Here is a 22,899-nt window from a genome sequence, read left to right as displayed (position 1 = left end):
GACAGGTTCGACTTGATCCGCTCATGAACAACGGCTTCACGACCGTAGTTCAGTAGGAAATACGTCCATCGACAATGGGCGAGGAGCCAGATGAAAGCTGCTGCTTCAACACCTGCCTTGCATCATCGCTGACAATAGACATGGGAGCGGCGACCACAACTTTCGCTGCGGAGCCCGCCAGGTCCGCGGTTCGCACCGCCGCCATGCCGACCCGATCCGCAAGCGAGGTTTGCCCGGTGTCCAACGACTGTCCTGCCAGCCGCCGTCCAAGCAATTGGACCATATCGCGATTGTCCGCAAACGTATTATGGCCCAGCGCATCGTCGGGTTTAACGGAACTCGTATCGACCACCGTGATACCGAGCTTGGCCAAATCGGCTGCATAAGGTGTCGAATCGAAGCCGCCAACACGGTTGACGCCGCCGGAGAGCCATCGCGAAACCTGCAATGCCTTGTCCCTTGTCGATGAAAAGATCGTGAAATGCGGGTGCTGCGGCCCCATTTCGATCATCTGCCGACGAAAGACGTCGATATCGATGTCGGGCGATGCCAGGATAACATTCTTTACCTTCGACGGAATTGTCTTGTTACGCATCGCGACGCCGCGCAGCGCCTCTGCGGTCAGCCAGGATCCCATGGAATGGGCAAGAATGGTCACTTCCCCGACATCAGGGCTTCTGGCAGATTGCAGGATCAGATCCTCCAACGCCCGGCGGGAGAAATTCGTGCTCTCCTTGTCGTAGAGATAGTCGAAGACATTGCCGCGCGAGGGCCAGGTGAAGAGGATCGGCGCGGCGTCGGTTCCCGAATCATGAATGATCTGCGCGAAGCGAAAGACCGCGTCGGAATAGGTATTGTTGAAGCCGTGCACGAAGATGACGACCTGGCGCTTGGCATTGCGGTTCTTGCTGAACCACTCGAAGATATTGCGTTCGGACGCCACCCTTCCGACCTTGAGGACAGCGAACTCCTTTTCGGGATTGGCCGGCACATGCGATGGCCATTGCACTTCGCCGATCTTGCGACTTCGATCGGGAGGAATGGAAACGACGATATCGTTGAGAGAAATCGCCGTTCCACGTTCGCCGGAGTAAAGCTCACCTGGCTTGTCGGTCGGCTGGCGGGTCGTCGCCACCATCATGTCCACGGTGCTGGTGCCCGGTCCCGCCGTTGCGACCGGCTGGAGAACATTCTCCAGCCGCCCCGCGCATCCGGCCAATACCGATAGGGCCATCAGGACAGAAAGACATGACCGCCTAGCAGCACAGGTCGCCTTTCGAACGCCAGACATCAGATCACCTCGTTCCGGGCGCCATCACGGGGAATGCGAAACCAGGCGACGTACAGGGCGGGAAGGAAAAGCAACGTCAAAGCCGTGCCGACGACGATGCCGCCCATCATCGCATAGGCCATCGGACCCCAGAATATCTCCCTGGAGATCGGGATTAGCGCAAGCGTTGCCGCAGCGGCCGTCAGCATGATGGGCCGCATTCGATGCTCCGTTGCCTCGATGACGGCTTGCCAGGCCGGCACGCCCTCGCTTCGAAGGTGCTCGATCTGCACGACAAGGATCACCGAATTGCGGATCAGGATCCCTATGAGAGCGAGCACGCCAAGGATTGCGACGAACCCCATGGGCGCGTTGCTGAAGAGAAGTGCGATAACGACACCGATAAGTGCTGTGGGAGCGACAGCGAACACCAGAAAGAGCCTGCTGAAACTTTGCAGCTGGATCATCAGGATCGTCGCCATGATGAAGAGCATCAGCGGCGCCACCGCCACGATCGGCCCTTGCGCTTTGGCGCTTTCCTCGACCGAGCCGCCATCCACGATATGGTAGCCGCTTGGAAGCGTCTTGCGGAATTCGTCGACTTTCGGCCGCAGTTCGTTGACGATCGTCGCCGGCTGCGTCGACCCGACGACTGCGGCCTTGATGGTGATGGTCGGTATGCGCGTCCGCCGCCAGATCGTCGGCTGCTCCAGCTCGTAATGGAAATTCGCAACCGCCGAAAGGGGCACGGATTTGCCGTTCGAGCCGGCCAGTAGAAGGTTCTGCAGCGTCTCGATCGAGCCGCGCTCGGCCATCTGGGCTCTGCCGATCACATCGATCAGATAGATGTCGTCGCGAATATTCGTTGCGGCCGTTCCCTCGACGATGCCGTTCAGAGCCGTTGCGATATCTTGGGACGAGACGCCCAGCTGCCGCGCCTTGTCCTGCAGAACGTCGACTTTGACGACGCGCGAAGGTTCGTTCCAGTCGAAGGTCATGTTGGACAGCAGCGGATGCTGACCGACGATGCCCGCAAATTGCTGGGCGATGTCCCGGACCTTCTGGACATCGGGTCCGCTGATCCGGTACTGCACCGGTTTGCCGACCGGAGGGCCGATGTCGAGCAGCTTCACGAAAGCGTCGGTTCCGGGGAAGGTCTTCGTCAGATAATCCTGCAATTCGGCTTTGACCTTGTCGCGAACGTCAAGACCCTTGGTGACGATCACTGTCTGACCGAACGAGACGTCGGGTGTTTGCACATCGAAGGACAGGATGAAGCGAGGAGCGCCTTGCCCGACATAGCTCGTCCAATGATCGATATCCTTGTTGTTCGCCAGCATCTCGCGTTCGAACCTGGCCATCTGCTTGTTCGTCTCGGAAATCGAGCTGTTCTGCGGCAGGTTCCAGTCGACGATCAGTTCAGGTCTGTCGGAGGAAGGGAAGAATTGTTGCTGCACCAGGCTCATCCCGCCGATGGAGAGGGCAAACGCGGCCACGGTCGCACCGATGGTTATCCAGCGCCAACGCAGGGCAAGGCTCAGGAGCCAGCCAAAGACGCGCGCAAAGCGGCCTTTCTGCTCATGGTGGGATTTCATGGTCTTCGGAAGGATCGTCACGCCTAGAAGCGGCGTGAACAACACCGCGACGACCCATGAAACCAGGAGCGAAACGGCAATGACCACGAAGAGAGTGAAGGTGAATTCGCCGGCAGCACTAGTATTGAGACCGACGGGAATGAAGCCCGCCACCGTCACAAGCGTGCCCGTCAACATCGGGAAGGCGGTCGAGGTGTAGACGTAGGTCGCCGCCTTTCTGAGGTCGTCGCCCACTTCCAGTCGGGCTACCATCATCTCGACGGCGATCATGGCATCGTCAACAAGAAGGCCAAGGGCGATGATCAGCGCTCCAAGCGAAATACGCTGCATGGAAATGCCGGTATAGGCCATAACGAGAAAGGTAATCGCCAGCACGAGCGGAATTGAAATGGCGACCACGAGTCCCGCCCGGACGCCAAGGCTGATGAAGCTGATCGCAAGCACGATGACGATCGCCTCGAACAGCGCGCGCGTGAAGCCCGATACGGCCTCGTCGACGACGGCGGGCTGATCGGATACGCGCTGAACGTCGACGCCGATGGGAAGATCGGCCGTGACCTGCTCGATTTCCTTGTCGAGCGCCTTGCCGAACTCAAGCAGATTTGCCCCGGTCTTCATGCCGATGGCAAGCCCGATGGCCGGCTGCCCGTTAAATCTGAATAGGGACGAAGGAGGATCGACATAGCCGCGTTTGATCGTCGCGACGTCGGTCAGCGGAAAGAAGCGATCGTTGACGCGAAGATTGATCGATCTGAGGCTATCCTCGGATGTGAACTGTCCGCTCACCCGCAAGGCGATGCGCTCAGGACCGGCGTCGACGAAACCGGATTGGGTCACGGCATTCTGCGCCTGAAGCGTGTCGATGACGGATTGCTGGTTAAGGCCGAGAGCGGCGATCTTTCGCGTGGAAAATTCGAGATAGATGGCCTCGTCCTGCGCGCCTATGATATCGACCTTGCCGACATTGGGAACCGTCAGCACCTTCGCGCGCGCATCCTCGACCAGATCCCGAAGCTGGCGCTGCGTCAGTCCATCACCGGTGAAGGCATAGATATTGCCATAGACGTCGCCGAAGTTATCGTTGAAAAACGGTCCGACGACGCCGCTTGGAAAATCTCCCTTGATGTCGCCGACCATGTTGCGGACCCGCATCCAGATGGCATTGACATCCTTGGCCTTGGTCGTCGGCAGAAGCTCGACAAAAATGGTCGTCTGGCCGGCAACCGTCTCGCTCTTCGTATAGTCGAGCGAATCCAGCTCCTCCAGCTTCTTTTCTATGCGGTCGGTGACCTGTTTGGTTACCTCCTCGGCCGATGCACCAGGCCATTGGGCCTGAATGATCATGGTCTTGATGGTGAAGGCGGGATCTTCTTCGCGACCAAGACCGATATAGGAAAACGCGCCGGCCAGAATGAAGACGATCATGAAGTACCAGACGAGCGAACGATGTTCGAGCGCCCAGTCGGACAGATTGAATTTTTTCACGGGGATCTTTCCTTAGTCTACCCTGACGGCCTGGCCGTCGGCAAGCTTGTGAACGCCGGCGATAACAATGCGTTCGCCCGGGCTGATGCCTTCGGCGATCCTCACCGAACCGCCTTCGACGAGGTCCCCGTCGATCTTGATCGCGCGAATGGAGACCTTGCGAGCCGCGGTATCGACCACCCAGACGTTTGGCTTTCCGTCTTTCACCAGCACGGATGAGGACGGCAGCAAGATCATCGGATCCGCGATAACAGTCGCGGTCGCGGTAACGACGGAGCCAAGGCGAAATGCTGCCGGCGGATTGATGAGCGTGATTTTCGTGCGCCGCGTGCGGGTGGTGGCCTCGGCTTCCGGAGCAATCTCTCGGACCACACCGCTCGCGCGGATGGTCGGGTCGAGCTGGAGCGCCACTTCAAAGGGCGAGCCCACCTTGAGACCGTCGAAGCTTGCCACCGGTATGTCGATGATGGCATCGCGCTGGTCGGGACGTGCGACGGTGGCGATGCTCTGGCCGGCCGAGACGACCTGGCCCACTTCGGCGGAAGTTGCGGTCACGACGCCATCGAATTCCGCGCGCAGCTGCGCATAGCCCAGCTGCTCCTCGGCCTTGTCCAGATTGGCCTGCGCCTTGGCAACCGCCGCACTCGCGCTCTTGCGGCCAAGTTCGGCTTCTTCGTAGGCCGCCTCGCTTCCTGATCGGCTCTCGAGCAGGGACCGTTGGCGTTCTTCCGTGGATGCGGCATTTACCAGCTGTGCCTGGGCATTCGAAAGCTCGGACTGAGAGCTCTTGACCGCAAGCTCGAGCGAAAGTGGATCGATGGCGGCAACGACATCGCCTTTCCTGACGATGTCGCCGACGCTGACCTTGCGCGCAATGACCCGTCCCAGGACCCGAAATGCCAGCTGGGTCTCGATCTTGGCCTCGACCGTTCCCGGCAGGGTCAGCGCCGAAGCCGCTGTGGACTTGGCGACAACGGAAAGCACGGGACGCGGCGGCTCGTAATGGGCTTCATCCTGTTTTTCGCAAGAAGTCAGCAGCAATGACCCGAGGATCGCCAGGCCAGTCGTGATGCGGATATTCATTTTGCAGCTCCGTTGTCATATGTGACGGCCTGGCCCGATCGCAGGAATTTCGCGCCGTCAGCGACAACGATCTCGCCCGGCGACACGCCCGCCCGCACGGCAAAACGGCCGGTTTCATAGCTGGAGACTTCGACCTGGCGAAGAGAGACACTCGACGAGGCAGGATCGACAATCCAGACGGCCGGCTTGCCGCTCTTCGACGCCATCGCCGACCACGGCAGCTCGATTGCGTCCCGCGCCGCGGACCGAAACAGCCCGACCACCGGAGCGCCGAGCGGCATGTCTGGCGCCCCCTCGAGCGCCACCTTGATCCTGATCGTCCCGGTCGACGAGTCAATCGTGGGCGAGATTTCGCGGACGGAGGCCTCTATCCTGTGAGACGGCGCCGAAAGGAGGCTGACAGCGACCTTGTTTTCAAGATTGCGGCCCAGATAAAGGGATTCAAAGACGTTGAAGACCGCGTCGCGCGGACCGTCATGCGCAAGGGTGAAGACAAGTTGCGCTGCTTGCGCGACCTGGCCGACCTCGGCGTTTCTGGCGGTGATCACACCGTCGGCATCAGCGCGCAGCTCCGTATAAGAAAGCGCGTCCTGTGCGGTGTCGAGCTGCGCTTGCGCGGATTTCACGCTCCCCTGGGCCGTCAGGAGGGTTTCCTGGGCCTGATCAAGCGCGGCGCGGGTCGTAACCTGCGTCTTGAAGAGGTTCTGCTGCCGGTCGAAGGCGAGCTGAGCCTGTGTCTGCTGGGCAAGCGCCGATTGCAGGTTCGCCGTGGCGACCCCCAGATCGGCCTTCTGTTCTTCCGCATCCATGCGCGCAAGCACCTGTCCCGCCTTCACCGACGAGCCGACATCGACGAGGCGTTCGACAATGCGCCCACTGACCCTGAAGGAAAGATCGCTCTCCACCCGGGCACTGACTTCGCCGGTGATGCTGTTGTTTTCGACGACCGGCGTCACCTTGGCGACGACGGTCTCCACATTCTTCGGCTTGGCCTCGCTCGCGCTTTGCTCTTCGCATGAGGCAAGCGCGACGGCGCTGACACCGAGCCAGGCGACGACAAGGACAGTTTTCATGAATTTGACCTCTTGCATCCGTTCGGCAGACGAATATTATTGACTGACTAGGAAGTCAATGGAAATTGTCTTGACGCCAAACGACGAATAACGCTCAAGGTGGGATATGCCCGATACGAAAAAGCTGACGCGCGCGGAGCAGAAAGCCCGCCGCCCCGTTCAGATCCTGGATGCTGCGTTTGAGGAATTCGTCGAACGTGGTTACGTCGCGACGCGCGTCGAAGATATAGCCACCAGGATTGGAGTTACGAAGGGAACCATCTACGTCTACTTCGAGACGAAGGAGCAGCTTTTCGAAGCAATGATCCGGCACATTTCGACGCCCCTCGAAGATCTATTGATAAGCGGAAATGAGCTGAAGGGGACCGCTACGGAGCGGCTTCGGAAAAATATCGAGCTGATCTACGATCTCATAATCAATGATCGCAAATTGCGCGAATTGATGAGGTTCGTCATTGCGGAAGGTTCGCGGTTTCCACATATCGTCGACAGGCACCACGACATATTCATCGATCCTCTCGAACGGCAGATGCAATCCCTTATCGACGAAGGGGTAAAGCTTGGGGAGTTCCGTCAAGCACCAGCGGCGTTCTGCGACGCGGTCGTCGCTCCTGCCATTGCCTTTCTATTCTTCAAGCTTCTTTTCGACGAGCGGCGAACTCTGGACAAGGCAAGCTATGTGAAAGCACATATGGATCTCGTCCTGCATGGGCTGCTTGACCGGCGTTGAACGTGCAATGCTCTTTATGGCCTTGCCGGCCATGGTGCGTCTCGGAACTCAATGCGCCCCTTTCGGCTCTCTGATCTGCTTGGTGGAATCGTTCGTCCGAACAAAAAGCAGACCACTCGTGAGATATTGAGCAGAAAGCTAACCGATGAAACAGCGTATGGCCAAAACTTACGGCGGCAGGCTGGGGCGATTATAGCCTTATCGACTGACACATGGAGGACGATATGTCGCTGAATGATTTCGGAAATGTCGGAGGCGCCTATCAGAGATATTCGGAGGGGATACGCGGCAGAATACGACACGAACTGGTGTTCCAGGTGGTTGCTGAACTGACAGCTGCGGGAGGAACGGTTCTGGATATGGGATGTGGCGATGGTGAAATAGCCGTGCGTCTATGCGAGGCGGGTTTCAATGTTCTTGGTGTCGATGCATCGCCCGAAATGCTGCGTCGAGCCTATTTGCGTAAGGATCAATTGTCGGAGCGAGCCCGCAATCGACTAGATTTTGCAGTCGGCACTATCGAAAATTTCAAGCCAAAGCAGACATTCGACGCGGTCTGCTGCCACGGAGTGTTGATGTACTTGGATGACAGCGGCGCTGCCATTCAAACATTAGCAAACCATGTCAGCCCCGGCGGCCTGCTTAGTATTCTAACCAAGAATGCACTCTCCAACGGTTTTCGCGAAGCACTCCGAGGAGACTATGAGTTGGCTCGGCAATTGATCGAGACCCGCGCGGCGAGCAGCATCGGCAATCTCGGCATCAGCACGCGCGGCGACGATCCTTCAGTAATTGTTGACTGCATGAAGCAATGTGGTTTCAACGACTGCCAGTGGAGGGGAATCCGCATTTTCTCAGATCACCTCGATGCGGACAGCTTTGACGACAGTATGGCTGATGCACTCATTGCGCTGGAGCAGGCAACCTCGCTGCGCGATCCATATAGGCTAATGGCCCGGCTGTTCCACGCGACGGGTCGAAAAAATCAATAGGTTTGCCACTGAGCTGGTCAAGAGCGAAGCGCTGGCGTTATCGTCGCGCCGTTACCTTCCCCGAAAGTCACCGCGCGTCGCCATGCCCGCTTACCGCAACGTGCCGATCGTTGCCGCACAGCTCGGGCGCCATGCCGGCTTGATCGGTGCGGCCAGCCTCATCTTCGATAGCTAGCTGCTGGCAGACAGCTCGTTGTTCGAGAAATAGCTCATCGGGTCTTCGGTGCGGCCACTCGTTCGAGCCATCCGCACCGTGCATTTTCTATCGGCTGGCCAATGCAACTACGCGATCGGCCGCCGCTGAGAAGCCTTGCAGAGACACCTGAAATCCAAGGGCATTGCCGCCATCGGCAACAACCTTGAGATTCAAGCGCGAGCCGGTTCGCAATTTGGCAAGGGTCGGAGCATCGATCGGAAGCAAGGCTATGCAGCCGTTCGGCAGGCAGGTGCGAAAGCGCACCGGCTTCAGGGGCGGCTGATCGTCGATATTCGGGGTGACGCCCGAGTCGAGCACAATACCGAACGGCAGCAGCAGCGTTGCAAGCGCGCTGCCGTCGGGACGCATCTGCATTTCCACGGCGAGCAATCTCTGACCATTCTGCTGGGTTTGATCCTGCGAGAGCGCACAAGACGCAGCCTTGTCGCGCTGATTGCACGCGACATGCCAATCCTGATAGGTCTCCTGCAGACTGGATGCGCCGTTCGGCAGAGCCGATTGGGCAAAGGCCAAAGGTGCGGGCGTCAGAGCAAAGCCCGCGGAGATGAAGGCAAGTACCGCATGGGATATGCGGCTGATGGTCCGAGATGAAATGAATGCGGAATTTGACAAGGGATAAAATCTCTCAGCTTGAAACATGACCTTGTGCAATCGGTTGCGCAAAAGGCCAAGATAACGGGCTAGCGGCGGCGGCCGCCTTTGAACGCGAACTGGCGCGCCCAAAGGCGGTCATGTTCGAAAGCGTTCAGGTACATACCCACTCCCGTACGCTGCAGCGGGAGCCGGAGCTCTCGCAGGCCTTGAGCGCGAGGTCTTCGGCTTCGCGGCGCGTCGGTGCCGAATTCGCACCCCATGGCGTAACGCGCTTGCCGCCTTCCTTGCCGATGGCGAGTGCGCCGCAATGATTGTAGGGAAAGCCGGTTTTGTCGTCGTCATCCCAGTGACGATGATTGCGGAAGACGCTGACGACGATGCAGCTCTTGCCCTTATCCCGCTCGCAATGCTTGAGGGCGATATCCATGGCTTCCTGGCGCTTGTCGGCTCCCCAGAAGAAGCCGTATTTTTCATCCGGTGCCGAATAGGCGATGGCTGCCCATATGCCGCGCTCTTCAGGCGGGGGAGCCGGCGGCTGCTCTGTAGTGAAGAGATCGGCGGCCCACGGATGGACGGCGGAGACAAGCAGCATGCCTATCGCGGCAATCGCGGATTTCAACCTCATTTTGCGCTCCCTTGGTTTCCTGCTGCCGAAGCCACGGAAATGACGACGCAGCCGCTTCCTGTCGGCAAAAGCATCGCGTCACCGCCATCGTTGCCGAGCTGGTAGACACCGACCTGGTCGAGATTGTCGACGAGCTTGCTTCCATTCGGGAACTTGGCCGAAACTTCCGGGCAAGACATCGTGAACGGTGCAACGCGAACCATTGATCCTTCACAGCCGGATGCGACGGGCGCTGCGAATACGATGCCGGCGGCCGGACCGTTATAGCCCTGTGTGGCATAGTTCATGCCGACAAGCGCTTGTACGGCATGCTTGTCGGCTGCCTCTTTGTTCCACACCGATTGGACATTGTACTGCGTGCCATTGGTCAACAGCTGCCCGAGAACCGGGAAAATCGTCGAGCAGGAATGCAGTCCGGCCTGCTTGGCGTGCTGCAGGAATGGCGTATCGGGCAGCGCCTGATTGGCATCATTCGCGGCCGCGACCGCCGGCTGGGAGAGAAGATTACCCAAGACATCATATCGTAAGGCGGCATAGCCGCCAGCGGCGACGATTGCGATCGCCAGCACCGAAAGGGCGGCGGTCTTTCGCCAGCTTCGCTTCGGCTTGACTTGCTCGACGGCCAGGTTCTGAATTGCGGCGTCCTTGGTGTTTCGCGACATGATGCGATCGTGAATTGATTGCTGGGTCATTGAAATCCATCCATCACTTTATCGCCTTCACGGCTGTGGAAAGGCCTTTGAGATTTGCGGTCACGCTGATCGTTCTCCCGTCCGCGGTCGGGTAGGAAACCGTTGGCGCGGTATTCTTGGAAATCTGCTCGCGCAGTAGGGGGCCGACCGGCAGCATGCCGACGCATACCGTGTTGTTGCAGCCGTTGAACCGGACCTGTATCGGCTCCTTGCGGCCCTCGAATTGCAACAGGATACCGCCGTCGTTTTTGGCAATCGGGGCCGCACGCAAGATCATGTAGGGATCGCCCTTTTTCGTCGCGGCGAGTGACCAGCTGAATGCGACCTGCCCCGCCTCGTTCTCGATGATCTGGGTAACGTTGCAGACCCGCTGGCGAATTTTGAGATTTTCGTCGCAGATCAGCGTCCAGTTTTCGAAGGGACGAATGGTTCGCTGATAATCGCCAGGCCTTACTTCCGGAGGAACAACGACCTCAGACGGCTTTATGCGATACGCGGGAGTGGCAGTCTCCTGTCCGGCTGCAATCGGGCCGAACAAGAGCATGCACATCAGGAAAGTCGGGACGCCGAGAAGCGCTCCTTTGACCATGACAGGCTCAATTCAGAGTGAAGCTGAGGCCAGCGCCGACACCCACCTGGCCGCCGGCTGCCGTACCGGACAAATTCGCCCGGACCCTCCCGTTCTCGCTGGTGTAGCCGGCACCGAAGGCCAAGGCGCCCTCGCCTCTCCACACACCGCCGCCAACTGCTACGCTCACCTTGCCGGGGCGATCGTCATAGCGAAGCGATGCCGCGGCAAGTCCAATCGCGGCTGCCTGTCTCGCTTCCGACCGTACGTCTCCGAGTTCTCGGTTCAATTGCCCGAACTTCTGGTCTGTATAGTTGTTCGCGGAAGCCAGCGTAGTGGCGGCGGCCGTGTCCGCGTAGGATTTGACCTGAGTGATGCTGTCACCCAATTGAGCGACGTTGACGGCATCCGTCGGGGCGACACCCTTGCCGACATTGGAAATGACCACCGGCGCATTCACGTCACCACCCTGCAGCGTGATGCTGTTCTTCTTGCTGCCATCGGGATTGAGATCATAGGTGACGGCGTTCTTGGTGATCGTTCCGACACCCGTCTGCAGGCTGTCGATCGCCTGATTGGTCGCATAAAGCTGCGATCCGTTGATGGCATCGGTGCTGTCGGAAGAAATGCGGCCGGCAGCGACGTTCGTGATGGTTCTTTCAGCCCCTTGGGAACCCACACTCACCGTTCCGACAGGCGTGGTACCGGCGAAATCGTAGTGCTGACCCTGAATATCCGTGCCCGACGTGCCGACAGCAGCTTGTGTTGTAGAACCGGAGCCCAAGGCCACATCATTGGCATTGTTAGCCTGCGCCCCCTGGCCGAGGGCAACCGCCCCCTCCCCTGCCGCCGTAGATCCAAGTCCTGCTGCCAGGCTGCTCACGCCGCTGGCGACACTCTGCGGACCGATCGCAACGCTATCCGTGCCGCTGGCGGTGGAATCGGCCAGCGTCGAGTTGGCGTGGAAATACTTGATGCCGCCGCCATTCATGATGTTGGTCAGGGAGTTATCGACCGCACCGAAGGCATCATAGACCGTATTGTAGTTGTTGCCCTGGATATTATAGGTCGGGCCAGTGATCGATCCATCCGGGTTTACCGTCGTATTGCCGCCGATCAGGTTGGTAACGTTGGTGCCGAGACCCTTGAGCTGGCTGACATTCACCGCATCCGTATCAGCCGAACCGGCCGCGAGATTGGTCAGCTTGCGCTCCGATCCAGCCGAGCCGATCGATACTTCGCCGACGGAGGTTTGCGGCGCCGTAAGGGCAAAGCCGGTGTAGCCGGTTTGAGCGCCCACTGTGGTTACGGATTGGGCACCCAGCGCAACGCTGTTGATGTTGTTGGCTTGCGCGCCGGCACCGAGCGCCACCGACTGGACGCCCGCAGCCAGCGAGTTCGTACCAAGCGCGACGCCATCAGCCAGCATGACATGGGCATTCTGGCCGATGGCCGTGCCGCCAGGGGCAACCTGGTCGACGACAGCGCCATTGCCGATGCCGATGCCATTGTCGCCGTTGACGACGGTCGTCGGGCCGACTGCTACCGACTCTGCGCCAACAGCAAGCGAGTCACCCGCCGCTGAATTGGCATGGAAGTATTTGCTTGGTGTCGTCGCCACCGAAGCGATGGCGCCCTGGAGCTGACGAACGGTGACGGCGTCCTGCGCGTTGGTGCCATCAGCCACATTGATGATCTGTCGATAGGCCGTGCTCGAACCGACCGAAACGGCGCCCAGCAGGGTCTTGTCCGTCGTATTGTATTGGATGAAGTTCGTCGGCCCGGCCGCGATCTGGCCCGTTGCCGGTGCGAGGGCGCGATCGGAAACCGAGTCGGAACCGAGGGCAACTCCGCCGACGATGGTGGCTTGGCTTTGTCTTCCAAGTGCCAGGGCATCGCCTGCCGTAGCGGTCGCGTTATAGCCGACCGCCGTGGAGCCGACGCCCTGAGCCGAGGAGTCGCTGACGGCAAGCGTGCTGTCATTGGTGCGCACATATCGGATACCTTTACCGTTTGCATCGGTATAGGTCGTCGATGTGTCACCGGCGAGATTGTTGATCGTATTGCCGAGATTGGTCAGGTTGCCGTTGATGGTGGTGACCGTCGTGCCGAGAGCATCGACCGCCTGGTTGGTGGCGAAGAGCTGCGAACCGTTGATGGCGTCGGTGGACGAGCCGCTGATCCGGCCCGCCGCCACGTTGGTGATGGTGCGCTCGGCGCCAACTGCGCCGACGCTGACCGTCGAAGCCGGATTGGTGCCCTGGAAGGCGTAGGTCGTGCCGTTGATCACCGTACTGGCGGTGCCGACGGCGACGTCGGTCACAGAGCCCGAACCGAGTGCCACTGCGCCTGCGTTGCCGGCGGTAGCGTTGACGCCCAGAGCGAGCGCATCTGCGGCACTGGCATTCGCTTGTTTGCCGAGAGCGGTTGCTTGAGCGGCGGTGGCAAAGGCATTTTGGCCGACCGCGGTGCTGGAGATGGCCGTGGCATTGGCATTGGGGCCGATGGCCGTGCTGTAGTCACCCGTGGCCTGGGATATGTATCCGAACGCTGTCGCGTCGAGACCGGAAGCCGTCGCGCTGTTGCCGGCCGCGATGGCGTTTGCCCCTGCCGCAGTCGAGAGAGGTCCGATCGCAACCGATTCCGCACCCGTCGCCGATGAGTCTGCCGCTGCCGAATTAGCATGGAAATACTTGATGCCGCCGCCCGTGGTGATGTTGTTAATCGCGGTTGTGTTCAGGTCAACCTGCTGGTTGGTGGCAAACAGCTGCGAGCCGTTGACGGCGTCGGTGGACGAGCCGCTGATCCGGCCCGCCGCCACGTTGGTGATGGTGCGCTCGGCGCCAACTGCGCCGACGCTGACCGTCGAAGCCGGCGTCGTGCCAGCAAAGTTATAGGTATTGCCGCCGATCACCGTGCTAGCCGTGCCGACGGCGACGTCGGTCACCGAGCCCGAACCGAGCGCCACTGCGCCTGCGTTGCCGGCGGTAGCGTTGACGCCCAGAGCGAGCGCATCTGCGGCACTGGCATTCGCTTGTTTGCCGAGAGCGGTTGCTTGAGCGGCGGTGGCAAAGGCATTTTGGCCGACCGCGGTGCTGGAGATGGCCGTGGCATTGGCATTGGGGCCGACGGCCGTGCTGTAGTCACCCGTGGCCTGGGATATGTATCCGAACGCTGTCGCGTCGAGACCGGAAGCCGTCGCGCTGTTGCCGGCCGCGATGGCATTCGTCCCTGCCGCAGTCGAGAGAGGTCCGATCGCAACCGATTCCGCACCCGTCGCCGATGAGTCTGCCGCTGCCGAATTAGCATGGAAATACTTGATGCCGCCGCCCGTGGTGATGTTGTTGACCGTCGTGCCGATGGCATCGACCGCCTGGTTGGTGGCAAAAAGCTGCGAACCGTTGACGGCGTCGGTGGACGAATTGCTGATCCGGCCCGCCGCCACATTGGTGATGGTGCGCTCGGCGCCAACTGCGCCGACGCTGACCGTCGAAGTCGGGTTGGTGCCCTGATAGGCGTAGGTCGTGCCGTTGACCACCCCACTGGCCGTGCCGACCGCCGTGGAGGTCGAGGAGCCCGAGCCCAAGGCCACGTCGCCGGAACTCGCCGCCGCCGTTGCGCCGTTACCCAAGGCGACGTTGCCGGCGAAGCCAGATGCGCCCGCCGTGGAGCCGTTGCCGAGCGCAACCGAGCCCTGACCGATCGCCTTGTTGTTGTTGCCGATCGCGACCGCACCGGCGGCTTGGTTGGCGCTGGTGGCGGTCGCCGTGCCATCGCTATTGGCGATGTTGTTGGCGCCGCCCGTGAAGGCGCCGGTGCCGCTCGCATAGCTCGGATCGCCGATCGCGACCGCGCCGTCACCGTAAGCGGAATTGCCGTAGCCGATTGCGACGGCCTGACCGCCATCGGCGATCGCGCCCGTGCCGATTGCGACGGAATCGTCGGAGAGCGAGCCGGCGGCGGTGCCGATGGCGATCCCGTTCACGCCTTGTGACACCGCGCCCGAACCGAGTGCAGTCGAGGCCGCTCCTGTCGCGACGGCCGACGTGCCAATGGCGGTCGAGTCATCCCCTCCGGCATTGGCGATACGGCCAGCGGCGAACGCGCGGTTACCGGTGGCCTTGGCCGCCGATCCGATCGCTGTCGCATAGTCGGCTCCCCCGTTCGCGTTAATGCCCAAAGCAACCGACTGAAGCCCGCTGGAGACCGACCCGCCGCCGATTGCCGTGCTGCTCACACCACTGGCGGTGGAGGACTCGCCTAAAGCAAGGGTGTTTGACTGGCTCGCGTTCGCGTTCGGGCCTAATGCGACTGCATTGATGGCGGTAGCCTGTGCTACATAACCTATGGATACGGCCCCAGTGCCTGAGGCATTCGCACCGGCACCAACCGCAGCGGATAAATTGGACGCGGAGTTTGCGTTGTTGCCGAGAGCAATGCCGGAAGTCGCACCGTTTGCGACGACTGCGCCCGAACCTATCGCAACGGCACCGCCGGCAGCGATTGCTTGTGCCTGGTTACCTAAGGCAACCCCGAAGGCTCCCGACGCGACGGTAGTAGGACCGATGGCGAGCGAATTGGTTCCGGAGGCGGCGGCTGACGTGCCAACGGCGATGGTATCGGTGTTCGAGGCGGCGGCGAGATAACCCATGGACGAGCCTCTCAAGCCGGAAGCGGTCGCCCCATTTCCGACTGCGGTGGACTGGTTGGCCGACGCGGTCGCTGACGTGCCGAAGGCACTGGCTCCAGTCCCCGTAGCCGATGAGCTGGAACCAACCGCATTCGCCCACGCTCCCGTGGCCGTCGCGGCGGAGCCTAACGCAACAGACTCGAACGTGAAGCCGGAAGGAGCAGTGCCACTTGCATTGGCATTGGTGCCGATGGCAATCGGAGAGCCGCCGCCTGTTCCAGCGTTAGCCTTGGAGCCGACGCCCATGGCGATGGCGGCACCGTTTGACGATGAGGCGTTGGAGGACAATCCAACCGCTATCGAGGCGCCTCCGGAAGCGCTCGCAGTCGAGCCGAGGGCGACGGCGTTCGCTCCATTTGCCGTGGTGTTGACACCAAAGGCCGAAGCGCCGTCCTTCAATGCGCGGGCATTTCCACCCACGGCAAGAGCATTGACGCCGGTGGCGTTCGCGAAAACACCCATGCCTATGGCATTGAGGCCATTGACGCCCATCGAATAGCCGATGGCGATCGAAGCATCCCCCGTCGCACTATTGGAGGTACCCAACGCGATGCTGTTCGGATTATTCGCTACGGTACCGTTACCGATAGCGACGGCGTTGCCGCCGGTCGCCGTGCCGCCGCCGGCCGCATACTGCGCCAGAGCCGGCGTGGCGATGCCCCCGAATACGATCGCTCCCAGTGCCGCCACTCCACCAACACCCAGCATCCCGTGCCCCAGACGGCTCCGCTTGAAGCCGAGCACGCGAGATGCCATCCGCAGCACCGCCATCAGCCGACGGCGAACCAGGCGATTGCTATCACCGCCCGAAATCCAGCTTCGTGCAAATCCGACACGCGATTTAGTCTGCAGATGTTCCCCAACGCACTCGCTCATGCTGCTTTCTCCTCGCTGCTATCTGGACGACCGAGCGCGCGTGAACCCGCATCTGCGGCTGTGTCGTCATTGAAATTGTGCGCTTCCTGAAGCGCACGACCCATTTTGGCGGCCTGACTTTCGAGCTGTTCGCGCACGGTGTCGGCCCATGGCTGCGTCAGTTCCGGAACGGAATACAACGCAGCGTCAGCCCGATCGGGCGGAAGCTTCATCGTCACCAGGGCGCGGCAGACATCGAAATGGAATAATGGTTCTCCTTCCCCATAGGCCGGAGAGGTCAAACCAAAGACAAGGCAGGCAAATAGATAATCGACTTCCGGGCCGGTCAGGCGGCTGGCATATCGTTCTTGCAAGGCAGTCCAGGCTACCTCGATTTTCGGAGCAAAGATTTCAAATTCAGGGAATTGAATGTCCATGAAGCACCGGATGGTTACCAGCACGAACATGGCCTTATTTCAGCACAACGGTATTTTAGAAAATTCCGGATTTTTTTTAGGAAATTACGGTTTTTTGCTTAGCCGGTTGCAGGTGTAACCGCTTTGCCACACTTAACCTAAAGCTGTTCCGCATGAAGAGGCGAATCGCCTGATGATCGGCGCCAAACGATTCTTTTCATTCCGAAAATCTCTTCTGCCGCGTGAGCAGAAAAACCCCATGCCACATACGCCTCTCGGTCAGCCCCCGGAAAAACATGGGTTACGGAATATTCGAATTGGCTTGGAACGAATCCGGGGGTTGCCTACAAAACCCGCGCGGTTATCGCATGTATCGAAGCTCCGTCGGCGTCCGTCCACGGTATCTCTTCATCGTGGTCGCCAGGTGGCTTTGATCCGAAAACCCTGTCATGTAGGCGATTTCCACAATCGCGATCTCGCCTTCGGCGAGCAGCTTTTCCGCAAGATCCAAGCGCAGATTTATCAGATACCGGTGTGGAGGCATGCCAAAGGTCTTGGCGAACCTCACGATGAAATGGTTGGGCGAAATGCCAGCGACCGCCGCAAGTTCAGCGACGTGAACCTTTTCGGTGAAATGTTCGCGAAGATACTCTTCCACGCGTCGAGCGCTTTTCGCGGAGAGCCCTCCCCTGGGCGACGGAAGCTGTCTCATATTGTTCGCATAGGTACGGAGAAGATGGGTACTAAACAGCGTAACCAATGAATCCAGATAGAGTTCATTCGGAGTTGCTTTCCCGGTTAGCTCGACGGAAATCCTCTGCGCTATGCCGAGGGCGATAGGATCGACGGTTCCAAATGCTGGAGGTTCGAGTTCTACGTCGGCAAGATCAAACTCTTGGAGCGCCAGCTCGGACAAGATTTGGGGAGGAATCGCGACCACCAGATTTTCCCTGGTTTCCGACCAGGCAAGAGTGCTGTCCACGCCAGCAGGATTGATGATGAGGCAACCAACAGGCGCGTCATACTGGGTGATCTTGTCGCTGCCGAGAGACGCTCGCAAGCCACGCATGGGAGCCAGCACGATCCCCATCGCATGTTCTTTGGCCAGGAACGTCTGCGATCCAGGCTCGCGAACGGAGCTGATGACGCTCCCCCGCATGGTGGCCTTTCTAGGACCCGCGCTTTCGGGAATTATGTCGAACACATATCGATCGGTACGTTCCCGCACCTCACCCGCATAGTCCATTCTTCATCGCCCCGCCCGAACGAAATCATGCAATTGCTAACAAGCAGACGAGATCCCAACGTCATCTGAGATCTCATTATTCCCAACACTGCCCGCCGGATACCGCCGTAAACCAGCTTATAGCGCAAGATTAAATAGTATAATTCACTGAGTTTGGAAGGGGGATACGCATATGGTAAAGAAAGAATGACGCGGTAAAAACACTTCAATCTTTAGCGCGGACAAATATATCCACGCACTTCGATAGATGGTTGCAGTCGGGCTAAACCTTTGTTCACGTCGAAGTAGAAAAAAGCGATTGTGGAGCGGCTGTGACCGCTAAAGATCGCCTCGGCGCTTTTCATATAAGTCCCAAGCGACATCCACCATCGCTAGAAGAACATCCTTCTGATTCCATCCAGCTGCAGCCGCGGCCCGAACGATTTCACTAACTATAGGCTGCAATTGGCGCTGGCACTCGTTTGAAATGTCATCGGCCCCGTTTCCTACAGGTGGTTCACTAAATTTGAATTCTACCATTCGCACTCTCGCAGCCTTAATATATGTCAGCTATCACATTCCCAACATAAAATAAATCCGTAAGGACGCCCCGAGATTTTCATAGCCCCGTACCTAGTCACACTATCGCTATGCTGTAATCAAGCCAAACTTCATTACAACCATTAACTCTATATCATTGGGCAACTCGCACAGTGAGCAGCAAGTGATACAAGAAGAACGGAAGTTATTCTGCCGCCCCGACGAAAGAGCTGAAAGAGGCGGCGGCAAATCTCCAAAGCCGATCGTCAGGCCGAAATCCTCAACGAAGGGGTCTGTGCCTTCGAAATCGCGAACATTGCGTATCACGACACTCAAACCGTGAACGAGCGCAGACGGGCCTTCTGGATTTCGCGCAAATGGCAGGCGCACCCGCAACGGGTTAATGCGGCCCGGGTCTTCGGATTGTGGTGCCGGAGAGCTAGCCTATCGCCCGCTATTGGACCTCATGCACATAGCGATGGCTTCTGGTCGTCGCACGATGTTTCGCGACGAGAACCGGAACCGCGGATTGATCATAGGCCACTTCGTCGATCGTCAGTACGGCGCTGGGCATGCTCAACTGCAACAGCCGGCAATCCTCCTCCGTCGCCATGTCGGCGGCAATCTGCTCTCTGACGGCGGAAATGCGAATCCCGTAGCGATCGAGAAGGAAGAGATAAAGAAGGGAGGGAATCTCCTCCTTCTTATCGGGAAACTCCGGCAGCATGCTCGCCGAAAGTGCCATGACTTCATGCATGACCGGCTTGCCTCCGACGCTGCGCAGCCGGTGAATCGAGATGACTTCAGCCGCATTGTCAAGCCGCAGTCCGGCCCGCTCTTCTTCGTTCGCCCCACGGCGTTTCAGCGAAAGAATGTCGGATGTTGAGTTTTGCAACGAACCGTCGAGCCCATGCAGGCGAAAATACTGGAAGAAAAAGCGAAGGCTGTGCTGCGGCGTGCGACCGGTGACCACCGTCCCCGTCTTGCGCCGGCGGCTGAGCAAGCCCTCATTGGTCAGGTCCTGCAGGGCACGCCTGATCGTGCCGACAGCAACTCCAAACTTTTGCGACAGCGCGATCTCGCTCGGCAGCACGGTCCCGGCCGGCCATTTGCCCATCATGATTGCTTCCGTGATCTGACGTTTCACGACTTCGTAGAGCGGAACGGAGAGCTCGGATGCACGCGGTACATCTGCTGAAAATTTGGGCATTTCGCGCAATTATTTGCCTCTTATTTGGAGTTGACTCGAAGCGTGAGCGGCAGCATCATTACTATATAGTTTATATAAATACGAGTGCGGAACCTCCATGTGTTTCTGCGCGTCTTTTCGGAATTCGAGCATGCGCGATCAAATCTTGTCATCTTTCGAGGAGCCATTTGCAAGCGCCTTGAAAATCATTGAAGAGACCGTCGAAAGCGCTGTCAGCGACCTCGCGCGGATGGTCGCGATCGATACCTCTTTTCCGCCCGGAGACGGCTATCCCGCCTTTGCGGCGCTGATGTCGGGCCTGCTGGAACCCATGGGCTTTCATTGCCGGGAGGTTACCGTTCCGGAAGAGCTGTGGCGGGTCAGCAATGGCCCTGCCCAAGGGGCGCGGGTTAATCTCATTGCCGCGCGATCCGGCAGCAAGCCGGTTTGCGGGCTGTACTACCACGTCGACACGGTTCCGGCCGCCCCTGCCTGGCAACAGGATCCGCTCTGTCTGCGCCGCGAAGGCGAACGCCTCTTCGGGCTTGGAGCTGCGGACATGAAAGGCACCATCGCGGCGACCCTCCTTGCGCTGCGTGCCGCCGATGCGTGTGGGGTCGAGCTTGCCTACGATCCGATGCTGCTCCTCTGCACCGATGAGGAAGGCGGCCTCTATCCGGGAATCCGATATCTCGCCGAGCAGGGCATGCTCAAGGGACATATCGTCAATTTCAACGGTTCGGCAGCACCACGCATCTGGGCGGGCTGCTTCGGCGTCTTCAATCTTCAGATCACTATTCGCGGCCATGCGGTTCACGCGGGCGAAGGCAACCGCACCGGCTCGGGCATCAATGCCATCGACGGAACCCTTCCGCTTCTGAATGCCTTGCACGCCTTGAAGCCGCAGGTGGCTGCCTTCGCATCCGCCTTGCCAGCGCCGCCGCATGCGAGCGGACCGCTGCGGCCACAGCTTTCCATCGCCGCCATCAATGGCGGTACGTCGGGAGGACAGGTTCCCGCGGAGCTGAAGATCCTCGTCAGCCGCCGTTACGCACCCGAGGAAAGTTACGAAACGGCAAGGGCTGAGATCGAAGAGCTCGTGCGCACCGTCATGGCAAAATCGCCCGAGCTGCGCGTCGAGATCGATCTTGTCGGCCATCTCATTCCGACCTCAGACCCGGACGGTCCGCATTGGCCGCGCTGGCAGAAGGCGCTCAGCCTCGGCTTCGGCTATCAGGATTCCGATTTCAGCAAATGGGGCGCCGCCAGCTGCTCCGATTTCGGCTACGTGCAGCAAACGGGTACGATGCAGGAAGTCCTGCTCGGCGGCCTTGGACGTCCGGAGAGCTGCATCCATAGCGCCGACGAACATACGACGATCACGGATATCGTCGCGCTGGCGCAGAGCATCCTTGCCTATCTCGCCCGCGACTTTGAGACCGGCCTTATTCCAGAACACGCACCATCAAAATAAGGGAACATCGCAATGCTGAAGCTGAATCGACGTCATTTCCTGGCGAGCACCGCCGCCATTCTGGCAACGCCTACCATCGGCTTTGCTCAGGCCGCCGTTCCAGCCAAAGGCGGCACATTGCGCATTTCCGTCGATCAGGCCGCAAGCGTGATCCATCCGCTGCTGACGCGCGTCAACCCGGAATACATGGTCACCGAGTTGCTCTACAGCAATCTGACCCGGCTGAAGGTCGATATGTCGGTCGAGCCGGATCTTGCCGAAAGCTGGAGCGCCAACGATGCGCTGACGGAATGGACCTTCAAGCTGCGTAGCGGCGTCAAGTTCCATGACGGATCGCCGCTGACCGCAAACGATGTCGTCCAGAGCTTCAAGGCAATCCTTGATCCGAAGAACGCTTCGCCGGCACTCAACAATGTCGGCCCGATCGCCGATGTGATCGCAGTCGATCCTCTGACCGCCGTCTTCAAGCTTTCGACCCCTTACGCTGACTTCCCAGTGGCGACAGCCTACACGGTCGCGCGCATCATCCCTGCCTCCATCGCCACAGGCGACTTCAAGAAGCTGTCGACCACGGCCGTCGGCACCGGCCCGTTCAAGCTTGTCTCCTACGAACCCGACCGACTGATCGTCGTCGAGCGCAATCCCGATTATTACGATCCGAAGCGTCCCTATCTAGATCGCGTCGAAATCCAGGTCTTTCCAGATACCTCGGCGCAGACCTCGGCCCTGCTTGCCGGCGATATCGACATCATTTCGACCGTGCAGCCGACCGAATATCTGCGGATGAAGGATGCCCAAGGCGTCAATCCGCTGCGCGTGCCGTCGGGCCAGTTCTGCAACATCAATTTCGGCTGCGACACAAAGCCCTTCAACGATGCCCGCGTTCGCCGCGCGCTGGCGCTTACCGTCGACCGGCAGGCGATGGTCGACTTCGTCACCGAAGGCTTCGGCACGCCGGGCAACGATACCGCCCTCAATTCCTCCTATCGCTTCTATGCCGACCTGCCGCTGCGCCAGGCCAATATCGAGGAAGCCAAGAAGCTGCTGGCCGAGGCCGGTTATCCGAACGGCTTCGAGGCGACGCTGATTGCATCGGATAAGCCGAGCCAGCGCACCCAGCTCGCTGTCGCATTGCGCGAGATGGCGAAGGAAGCCGGCATCAACATCAACGTCCAGACGATGCCGCACGCGACCTATCTCGAGCAGGTCTGGAAGAAGGGCAGTTTCTATGTCGGCTTCTACAACATGCAGCCGACGGCGGATGCGATCTTCAAGCTGCTCTACACCTCCGATGCCGCTTGGAATGAAACGCGCTGGAACAATGCCGCCTTCGACAAGGTCGTCAACCAAGCGCGCGGCATCACCGACGAAGCCAAGCGCAAGGAGCTTTATGCCGAGGCGCAGAAGCTGATGAATGAGGACGTTCCTTCCATCATTCCGGTCTTCTTCGATGTTCTCGCCGCCAAGCGGGATTGGGTCGCCGGTTTCGAGGTCCATCCGCGCGCTTCCGTCTTCCGTCTCGATTATGTCTCCTTGACGGACAAGGCGCCGAAGCGGAGCTGATAGCACCTGCGAGCTGAATGAGC

At 59.6% G+C, this 22,899-nt stretch carries 16 protein-coding genes; 4 read left to right on the top strand and 12 right to left on the bottom strand.

Annotated features, from left to right (window positions below; translation table 11 throughout):
* Positions 1 to 49: 49 nt before the first annotated feature.
* Genes FBZ99_RS20405 through FBZ99_RS20390 form a run of 4 tightly spaced genes read right to left on the bottom strand, consistent with a single transcriptional unit; the run spans position 50 to position 6,506 of the window.
* Positions 50 to 1,291 carry an alpha/beta hydrolase gene (locus FBZ99_RS20405; protein WP_246661150.1) on the bottom strand — a complete coding sequence of 414 codons (1,242 nt, stop codon included), beginning with the start codon at positions 1,289 to 1,291 and terminating at the stop codon, positions 50 to 52.
* A complete protein-coding gene (locus tag FBZ99_RS20400) occupies positions 1,291 to 4,350 on the bottom strand; it encodes an efflux RND transporter permease subunit (RefSeq protein WP_145634564.1) in 3,060 nt (1,019 codons plus the stop codon). Before FBZ99_RS20400 ends, FBZ99_RS20405 begins: the two co-directional genes overlap by 1 nt.
* A 12-nt stretch (positions 4,351 to 4,362) precedes the next feature.
* A complete protein-coding gene (locus FBZ99_RS20395; protein WP_113420840.1) occupies positions 4,363 to 5,433 on the bottom strand; it encodes an efflux RND transporter periplasmic adaptor subunit in 1,071 nt (356 codons plus the stop codon).
* Positions 5,430 to 6,506 (bottom strand): efflux RND transporter periplasmic adaptor subunit, encoded by a 1,077-nt coding sequence (locus FBZ99_RS20390; RefSeq protein ID WP_113353547.1) that lies wholly within the window; start codon positions 6,504 to 6,506, stop codon positions 5,430 to 5,432. The genes FBZ99_RS20395 and FBZ99_RS20390 overlap by 4 nt, the downstream gene beginning before the upstream one ends.
* Positions 6,507 to 6,612: 106 nt before the next feature.
* Here FBZ99_RS20390 and FBZ99_RS20385 point away from each other — a divergent pair, with 106 nt between their 5' ends.
* Both FBZ99_RS20385 and FBZ99_RS20375 read left to right on the top strand, forming a co-directional pair.
* On the top strand, positions 6,613 to 7,236 hold the full coding sequence (locus FBZ99_RS20385; protein WP_113353148.1) for a TetR/AcrR family transcriptional regulator: 624 nt from the start codon (positions 6,613 to 6,615) through the stop codon (positions 7,234 to 7,236).
* Between the two features lie 224 nt (positions 7,237 to 7,460).
* Complete coding sequence (locus FBZ99_RS20375) at positions 7,461 to 8,228, top strand: methyltransferase (protein WP_162749384.1); 768 nt, start codon at positions 7,461 to 7,463, stop codon at positions 8,226 to 8,228.
* Positions 8,229 to 8,490: 262 nt separating this feature from the next.
* Here FBZ99_RS20375 and FBZ99_RS20370 read toward each other — a convergent pair whose 3' ends face one another.
* From FBZ99_RS20370 to FBZ99_RS20330, 8 genes are all read right to left on the bottom strand, one after another.
* Complete coding sequence (locus FBZ99_RS20370; protein WP_113420837.1) at positions 8,491 to 9,057, bottom strand: invasion associated locus B family protein; 567 nt, start codon at positions 9,055 to 9,057, stop codon at positions 8,491 to 8,493.
* Between the two features lie 133 nt (positions 9,058 to 9,190).
* A complete protein-coding gene (locus FBZ99_RS20365; protein ID WP_113388672.1) occupies positions 9,191 to 9,664 on the bottom strand; it encodes a DUF4189 domain-containing protein in 474 nt (157 codons plus the stop codon).
* The gene (locus FBZ99_RS20360) at positions 9,661 to 10,356 is read right to left on the bottom strand and encodes a hypothetical protein (RefSeq protein ID WP_145634562.1); all 696 of its coding nucleotides are present in this window, start codon (positions 10,354 to 10,356) and stop codon (positions 9,661 to 9,663) included. The genes FBZ99_RS20365 and FBZ99_RS20360 overlap by 4 nt, the downstream gene beginning before the upstream one ends.
* A 13-nt stretch (positions 10,357 to 10,369) precedes the next feature.
* Complete coding sequence (locus FBZ99_RS20355; RefSeq protein ID WP_145634560.1) at positions 10,370 to 10,945, bottom strand: invasion associated locus B family protein; 576 nt, start codon at positions 10,943 to 10,945, stop codon at positions 10,370 to 10,372.
* A 7-nt stretch (positions 10,946 to 10,952) separates the two neighbouring features.
* Positions 10,953 to 16,490 (bottom strand): beta strand repeat-containing protein, encoded by a 5,538-nt coding sequence (locus tag FBZ99_RS20350; protein ID WP_145634558.1) that lies wholly within the window; start codon positions 16,488 to 16,490, stop codon positions 10,953 to 10,955.
* Complete coding sequence (locus FBZ99_RS20345) at positions 16,487 to 16,936, bottom strand: hypothetical protein (RefSeq protein WP_233788509.1); 450 nt, start codon at positions 16,934 to 16,936, stop codon at positions 16,487 to 16,489. Before FBZ99_RS20345 ends, FBZ99_RS20350 begins: the two co-directional genes overlap by 4 nt.
* A gap of 310 nt (positions 16,937 to 17,246) precedes the next feature.
* Entirely contained in the window at positions 17,247 to 18,131 is an 885-nt protein-coding gene (locus FBZ99_RS20340) for a helix-turn-helix domain-containing protein (RefSeq protein ID WP_113353155.1), read from the bottom strand.
* Positions 18,132 to 19,104: 973 nt separating this feature from the next.
* The gene (locus FBZ99_RS20330; RefSeq protein WP_145634556.1) at positions 19,105 to 19,860 is read right to left on the bottom strand and encodes a GntR family transcriptional regulator; all 756 of its coding nucleotides are present in this window, start codon (positions 19,858 to 19,860) and stop codon (positions 19,105 to 19,107) included.
* A 130-nt stretch (positions 19,861 to 19,990) separates the two neighbouring features.
* Here FBZ99_RS20330 and FBZ99_RS20325 point away from each other — a divergent pair, with 130 nt between their 5' ends.
* Both FBZ99_RS20325 and FBZ99_RS20320 read left to right on the top strand, forming a co-directional pair.
* Positions 19,991 to 21,313: a M20 family metallopeptidase gene (locus FBZ99_RS20325; RefSeq protein WP_145634554.1), complete on the top strand. Its 1,323-nt coding sequence runs from the start codon at positions 19,991 to 19,993 to the stop codon at positions 21,311 to 21,313.
* 12 nt (positions 21,314 to 21,325) lie between these two features.
* Entirely contained in the window at positions 21,326 to 22,876 is a 1,551-nt protein-coding gene (locus FBZ99_RS20320) for an ABC transporter substrate-binding protein (protein ID WP_145634552.1), read from the top strand.
* The last annotated feature ends 23 nt before the right edge of the window (positions 22,877 to 22,899 follow it).

It is taken from the genome of Rhizobium sp. ERR 1071, assembly GCF_007828675.1.
In the GTDB taxonomy this organism is placed as follows: domain Bacteria; phylum Pseudomonadota; class Alphaproteobacteria; order Rhizobiales; family Rhizobiaceae; genus Rhizobium; species Rhizobium dioscoreae.
This window is presented reverse-complemented; position numbering and strand designations above follow the sequence as displayed.